The 5,584-nt window shown below is 64.2% G+C and carries 10 protein-coding genes; 7 read left to right on the plus strand and 3 right to left on the minus strand.

The annotated features are described in order from the left end of the window. Positions 1–164: 164 nt before the first annotated feature. The 3 genes from AUC71_RS08450 to AUC71_RS08460 are packed head-to-tail and all read left to right on the plus strand — an operon-like array spanning position 165 to position 1,478. On the plus strand, positions 165–557 hold the full coding sequence (locus AUC71_RS08450) for an SPOR domain-containing protein (RefSeq protein WP_141701553.1): 393 nt from the start codon (positions 165–167) through the stop codon (positions 555–557). A 4-nt stretch (positions 558–561) separates the two neighbouring features. Next, positions 562–783 (plus strand): hypothetical protein, encoded by a 222-nt coding sequence (locus AUC71_RS08455; RefSeq protein ID WP_069623914.1) that lies wholly within the window; start codon positions 562–564, stop codon positions 781–783. Continuing rightward, entirely contained in the window at positions 765–1,478 is a 714-nt protein-coding gene (locus AUC71_RS08460; protein WP_069623915.1) for a lytic transglycosylase domain-containing protein, read from the plus strand. The genes AUC71_RS08455 and AUC71_RS08460 overlap by 19 nt, the downstream gene beginning before the upstream one ends. Positions 1,479–1,515: 37 nt before the next feature. On the opposite strand, the gene AUC71_RS08465 is transcribed toward AUC71_RS08460, so the two are convergent. Then, positions 1,516–2,220 (minus strand): transporter, encoded by a 705-nt coding sequence (locus tag AUC71_RS08465; protein WP_069623916.1) that lies wholly within the window; start codon positions 2,218–2,220, stop codon positions 1,516–1,518. Between the two features lie 30 nt (positions 2,221–2,250). Here AUC71_RS08465 and AUC71_RS08470 point away from each other — a divergent pair, with 30 nt between their 5' ends. Beyond that, positions 2,251–2,457: a hypothetical protein gene (locus AUC71_RS08470; protein ID WP_069623917.1), complete on the plus strand. Its 207-nt coding sequence runs from the start codon at positions 2,251–2,253 to the stop codon at positions 2,455–2,457. 335 nt (positions 2,458–2,792) lie between these two features. Here the strand turns inward: AUC71_RS08470 and AUC71_RS08475 are convergent, their stop codons facing one another. Further along, entirely contained in the window at positions 2,793–3,185 is a 393-nt protein-coding gene (locus tag AUC71_RS08475; RefSeq protein WP_069623918.1) for a DUF2946 family protein, read from the minus strand. Between the two features lie 131 nt (positions 3,186–3,316). On the opposite strand from AUC71_RS08475, the gene AUC71_RS21060 reads away from it, so the two are divergent. From AUC71_RS21060 to AUC71_RS21070, 3 genes are read left to right on the plus strand one after another with little or no spacing between them, the layout of a single operon-like run. Then, positions 3,317–3,535, plus strand: coding sequence for a hypothetical protein (locus AUC71_RS21060; RefSeq protein ID WP_141701554.1), 219 nt, complete (start codon positions 3,317–3,319; stop codon positions 3,533–3,535). Next, positions 3,532–4,005 carry a CorA family divalent cation transporter gene (locus AUC71_RS21065; RefSeq protein ID WP_244500864.1) on the plus strand — a complete coding sequence of 158 codons (474 nt, stop codon included), beginning with the start codon at positions 3,532–3,534 and terminating at the stop codon, positions 4,003–4,005. The genes AUC71_RS21060 and AUC71_RS21065 overlap by 4 nt, the downstream gene beginning before the upstream one ends. Then, positions 3,993–4,286: a CorA family divalent cation transporter gene (locus AUC71_RS21070; RefSeq protein ID WP_141701556.1), complete on the plus strand. Its 294-nt coding sequence runs from the start codon at positions 3,993–3,995 to the stop codon at positions 4,284–4,286. The genes AUC71_RS21065 and AUC71_RS21070 overlap by 13 nt, the downstream gene beginning before the upstream one ends. 470 nt (positions 4,287–4,756) lie before the next feature. On the opposite strand, the gene AUC71_RS08485 is transcribed toward AUC71_RS21070, so the two are convergent. Then, on the minus strand, positions 4,757–5,584 hold an 828-nt coding region (locus tag AUC71_RS08485), incomplete at its 5' end, for a chromate transporter (RefSeq protein WP_141701557.1).

Below are 5,584 nucleotides of genomic sequence, written 5' to 3' on the forward strand. Positions count from 1 at the left end.
GGCGGCGCTCGCGCGCTACATCGCCACAATCACCCAAGGGATGTCCGTCCAAGCGGCGGGAGGCGCCAGCCGGAAAGAGCTTGAGCGCGTCGCGGAGATGGCGCTCCGGGCGTGGCCCGAGTGAGGTATGCTGGGCGCGCGCGAATCTGTGTCATGAGGTCTCGATGATGAGAGGACTGACCGCCGCCGCTCTTTGTGCCGCACTCGCCGCCAGTCCGGCGGTCGCTGAACAGATGGAAACGGGCGACCCTCTCGCACCCTGTCTCAAAGGGGCCAAGCCTCCGGAAGGCCTGGGGCCGTCCGGCACGGGCTGGGCCGTCGAGATCGCCTCGTCCTTCAACAAGAAGGAGAGCCTCGACGAATTTTCTCAGGCGCAGAAGGACTATTCCGACATTCTCGGTGATTTCAAGCCGACGCTCGTTGCGGTCTGCGATCTCAGCATGGGTACGGATCTGCGCTATTCCGCTCGCGTGGTGTTCGATGACCGCGGCGCCGCCGACACGCTCTGCAACAAACTGCAAGCGGCGGGCGCTGCCTGTATCGTTTCGAAGAATTAGGGCCGTGCGCCGAAATGCGCGCATAGGCGTGACCGTGGCGGTGCTTCTTGCCGTGGGGCTCACAGCCGCCCACGGCGCGGAAACCACGGAAGCCCGCGTCGCCGCCGGCATCAAGGCGGCGGGGCTCGCCGCTGCCGGCCCCAAGCCGTTCGTCGAGATCGTCTGTCCGCTGATGCAGCAACAGGCCGAGGAACGCGGGCTCCGCCCATGCCCTTCGTCCGGCTGATCTGGCGGGAGAGCCGGTTCAATCCCAACGCTGTCAGTCCCAAAGGCGCGCAAGGCATCGCCCAATTCATGCCCGGCACGGCGGCCGATCGTGGCCTCGACAATCCGTTCGAGCCGAAATCGGCCATCCAACATTCGGCGAGCCTTTTGGCGGACCTCAAAAAGGTGTTCGGCAATTTCGGGCTCGCGGCCGCCGCCTATAATGCCGGGGAGGAGCGGGTGCGCGGCTGGCTTGCGGGCAGCAGGATTCTACCGGGGGAAACGCGGCGTTACGTGATGTTCGTCACGGGACGTGCGGCCGAAGAATGGAAGCTGCCCGAGACCGAACTGCCGGAGTCCCTGAAAACCGAAGGCGATACGGTGCAGGATTCCTGCAAGAAGCTCGCGCCGCTCGTGGTGCGGGCGGTCTACGAGACGGAGCCGCTGACGGCGAGTGGCGCTTGGCGGCCCTGGGGTGCGCATGTGTCCAGTGCTTTTTCCAAGGGACAGGCGCTGGAGAAGTTCTCGAGGCTCAGGCGCACGCACGCTTCTGTGCTGGCCGACCGTGAGCCCTTCGTGCTGCCGGAGCGGAACTTGAGCCGGGGACGCCGCGCGCTCTACATGGTGCAGATCGGCGCCGACAGCCGCGCCGATGCGCGCGAAGTCTGCGCCGCGCTCCGTAGAGACGGCGGCGCTTGCATCGTGCAGAAAAACTAGCGGCCGCCCTCGATTGGAGAGCGGCCGCTCTGCCGTTCTAGAAGGCGATGCTGGCGTTCGCCCACAACGTGCCGTCACGCTCGAGCTGGTAGCCGTTCACGTCCTCGCCGACGGGCTGAAGCCATTCGGCGGAGAGCCGCAAGCCTTTGAAGGTTCCGCTCGGCACCACGGTGTTGACGCCGAAGCCGATGTCCCAGAACCGGCCGCCATAATTGAACTGGAGATCGGGCGGGCTCGAGTGGTTGTGTGCGCCGTTATAGTGGCCCTCGATCTTGCCTTGCTCGGTGTAGAGGCCGCGAACCGAGGCAGAGATCCAGTTGGCGAAGCGATAGCTGCCCCAACCGGTGGCTTGGAGCACGTCGCCAAGCTGGTAGCCCGAGTCGTTCTCCTTCTCCAGCCGCACAACGCCGAGGACTTGCGCGCCCCAGGTGAGACGATCGGCGCGGCCCGTATACGTGATGCTGGGCAGGAAGTCCCACGTGCCCGAGCCAAGCTGCATCATGTAGTGCGTGAAGACGCCGTTCATTTTGTAGTCCACGTCGCCGGTGGGCGCTCTGAACATGGGTGCGAATTGGAGATGATAGTTGGCGCCGCTGGCGATCTTGAGCTCGGGCCCGAAGATCGTGTCGCCCCAGCCGTCGGTGCCATGGGAATGGCTCCCCATGTGACCGCCATGGGCGTCGTGCCCCATCGTGTCGTCCATGGGCATTTCCATGTGCTCCATGTGCTCGGTATGGCCCATGGAACGTCATGGTAGGATTTCAGCGGCCGCATGGTCATGTCGTGGGACATGTACATCGGCATGACCATGAGCGTCACCCAGTCGGTCGGCGCATACATGATGTCGAGCATGTACATGTTCATCGCCATGTCGCTCGGCGTCATGGAGCAGGTGTACGGCTTGCAGCCCTTGTCGATGATCTCTTGGTCGCTCGCCTTGTCCGAGCCGTTCAGCATGTCGCCGCTGGCGCTCGTGTAGGCGTAGCGAAAGCCGATCATGAACTCGCCGGCATTGTGCATGTGATCGAACATGACGCCGGCCGGCGCGTGCGTGTCGGCAAGCGGTCCCGTGTCATGATCGGAGTCGGCGCGTGCAGTGCCGGGGGCGGCCGCAAGCGCGGCGCCCAGGCAAAGGGTGAGCGCCGGTATCGCGGCGCGCGAGAAAATTGAACGCATTTGGTAGCCCCCCATGGGCGCGGACTATTTTTAGCCGGTCCGCCCTTCATTGATTGTGGCGTGGATGGTTTGCGCACGCCAAGGCTCTCCGCGCAGGCCGAGCGGGCTTCGCGCTAGAGATCTGGTTGCGCTTTGAGCTTACGCGTGGGGAGGAGCGCGGGGCTGGGCTGCGGCGTGTCCCGCCGGCGTGGTCGTGGGCGCATCGAGGCGCGGTGTAATGACGGCAATAACCGTCGAAGACGGCAAGGGCACGCGGGCGAAGTTTGGCAGGATGCCGCCGCAAGCGCCGCCGCATCCTGGCCGGCAGGACATTTGGCAGCACTGGCAATCCGGGCCCTTGTTGGTATGGCCCGGGCTCTCCGGGGTGACGGCCGTGCCTCTGGAGGTACACAGAATGCTGGCTTGACCCGGCTCCGAGGTGAGAGTCGCGGCATGAAGCCCGGTTGTGAAGGGGAGCGCGATCGACTGGAGCAGAATCGCCCAGACGACGAGGAGTCCGAGGAGGTCTCTTTGTTTGCGCAGCCAGCCCATGACAGAATTTGTAGGCCTTCCGTGAACCTTGTGTCAAAGGTCCGATACCGTCCACAGTGTCTCACCTGAGACACAGAGCCCCTGGTATATCGGGATTTTTCCTGGCGCCTTGATGGAGATCAGAAGGGTCGATGCTCACTATCTACGAATTCCGCGAAGGCGCTCTGAAGGCCCAGACCGGTCTTCCCAGGATCACCGAGGAAGTGGTGTGGATCGACCTGCTGAATCCCACGGCGGATGAGGAGGAAGTTGTCGAGCGTGCGCTGAAGGTCGAGGTGCGACGCGCGAGGAGCAGGCGGAGATCGAGGCTTCGAGCCGCCTCTATCAGGAGGACGGCGCTTACTTCATGACGGCGACGCTGCTCTATCTGGGTGAGGCCGCCGAGGCCAAGACGACGCCGGTCAGTTTCATCCTCTCCGGCGCCAGGCTGGTTACGCTCCGCTATGCCGAACCGCGCGCCTTTCCCATCTTCGCCGCGCGCTGCAATCGGCAGGAGCCGAATCTCGGCAGCGGCACCGCGGTGTTGATGGGCCTGCTCGACACCATCGTCGATCGTCTCGCGGACTTCATCGAGCGCATTCAGGGTGAAGTCGAGACGCTGTCGCACTCGGTGTTCGAGAACAAAGGAGCCGTCGCCGCGCGCCAGCGCCGCTTCGACGTGGTGCTGCAATCGATCGGGCGCGAGGGCGAGGTGGCCTCGAAAGCCCGCGAGAGCTGCCATTCGCTGGGGCGCTTGCTCACGTTTCTCGCCTTCACCGTCAACGAGCGCAAGGAGGGTAAGCCGCTTTATGCCCGCGTGCGGGCGCCGTGCGCGATGTGAACTCGCTCACCGATCACGCGACGTTTTTGTCGGGCAAGATCATCTTCCTGCTGGATGCGACACTCGGCATGATTCAGATCCAGCAGAACGACATCATCAAGATTTTCTCGGTGGCGGCGGTGGTGTTCCTGCCGCCCACCCTGATCGCCTCGATCTACGGCATGAACTTCCATGCCATGCCCGAGCTCGATTGGTTGTTCGGCTACCCCTTTGCTCTTGGGCTGATGGTGCTCTTTGCCGTGTTGCCTTACATTTACTTTAAACACAAAGGATGGCTGTAGGTTTGGGGCTTGCGAAGGGCGCACGCTGTCGCCACATTGGCCTCATACACTTCGAGCAGACATCACAGACAACCCCCTAACCCCCGAAGAGGAGTAAGGATGACCCGTCTGATCATTTCCGGTTTCGTCGCGGCGTTTTTTGCCGCCGCCATGTTCCTGCCCGCGCCGGCCACTGCCGGACCCGCCGGACTCGCGAAGCCATCAGCCGAGAACACGCTGGTAAAAGAGACCGGCTGGCGGAACCGCCGCTGGTGGCGCAGCAACGGCTATGACACTGAAGTCGATGCACCGACCACGTCCGTGCGCACGAACGATGCCTATACGGATGTCGAGGCGCCGTTGACTTCGGTCCGCAAGGGGCCGCGCGGCACCTGGGTTCGCGCGCCGTTCGTGGATCTGTTCGTGCCCGCGACTAAGCTCTCGGGCACAGGCTTTTTTGAAAAGCGCGGGCGAAAGTCCGCGCTTTTCGTTTATGGGGCGCCGAGCAGGGCCGACACGGCAAGTGCCGCGCCTGCGGTAATGGCGAGCGTCGTGAGGATTCCGAGGCGTAGGCCCAAGAGTAGACCCGCGGCGAGAACCGCAAGCCCTGCCGCCTGCCAATTGAAGCTCGCGGGGTCCGGAACCCAAAGCCGTAACGGTCCATAATCTTCGGCGCTTACGCGCGCGAAGATGACGTGCAGCGCGAACCACAGGCTCAAGTTCAAGATCACGCCGACCACCGAGGCGGTGACGCCGCGCAGCGCACCGGCCAGTTTGGCGTTCGAGGCGAGGCGCTCCACGTAGGGTGCGCCGACGAAGATCCATAAGAAGCACGGGGCGAACGTCGCCCACAGCGTGACCGCCGCGCCCAACAGACCGTAGGCCAGTTGAGGTGTGCCGCCATTGCGGTAGGCCCCGAGAAAACCGACGAACTCGGTGACGAGGATGAGCGGACCCGGGGTGGTCTCGGCAAGCCCCAGCCCGTCCAGCATTTCGCCGGCGCTAAGCCAGCCATAGGTCTCGACAGCCTGTTGCGCCATATAGGCCAGCACGGCGTAGGCGCCGCCGAAGGTCACCACCGCAAGCGTCGAAAAGAACAGCGAGATATCGGCGAACACGGGCGTCTCCGCGAACGCGGCGCTTACGGCGACAAGTGGCACGATCCAGATGGCGAGCCAAAGCGCTCCGGTGCGCAGGGTCCGCGTGAACGGGACGGGCGGCGTGCGAGGGGCGCGGGCACGGCACGGGTACGACCAGCGCCAGCAGGTAGCCGACCAGGGCCGCGCGGCGCATGACGAGCGGGAAGGGCACGGCGAAAA

The sequence above is a fragment of the Methyloceanibacter marginalis genome, from assembly GCF_001723295.1.
Lineage (GTDB): Bacteria > Pseudomonadota > Alphaproteobacteria > Rhizobiales > Methyloligellaceae > Methyloceanibacter > Methyloceanibacter marginalis.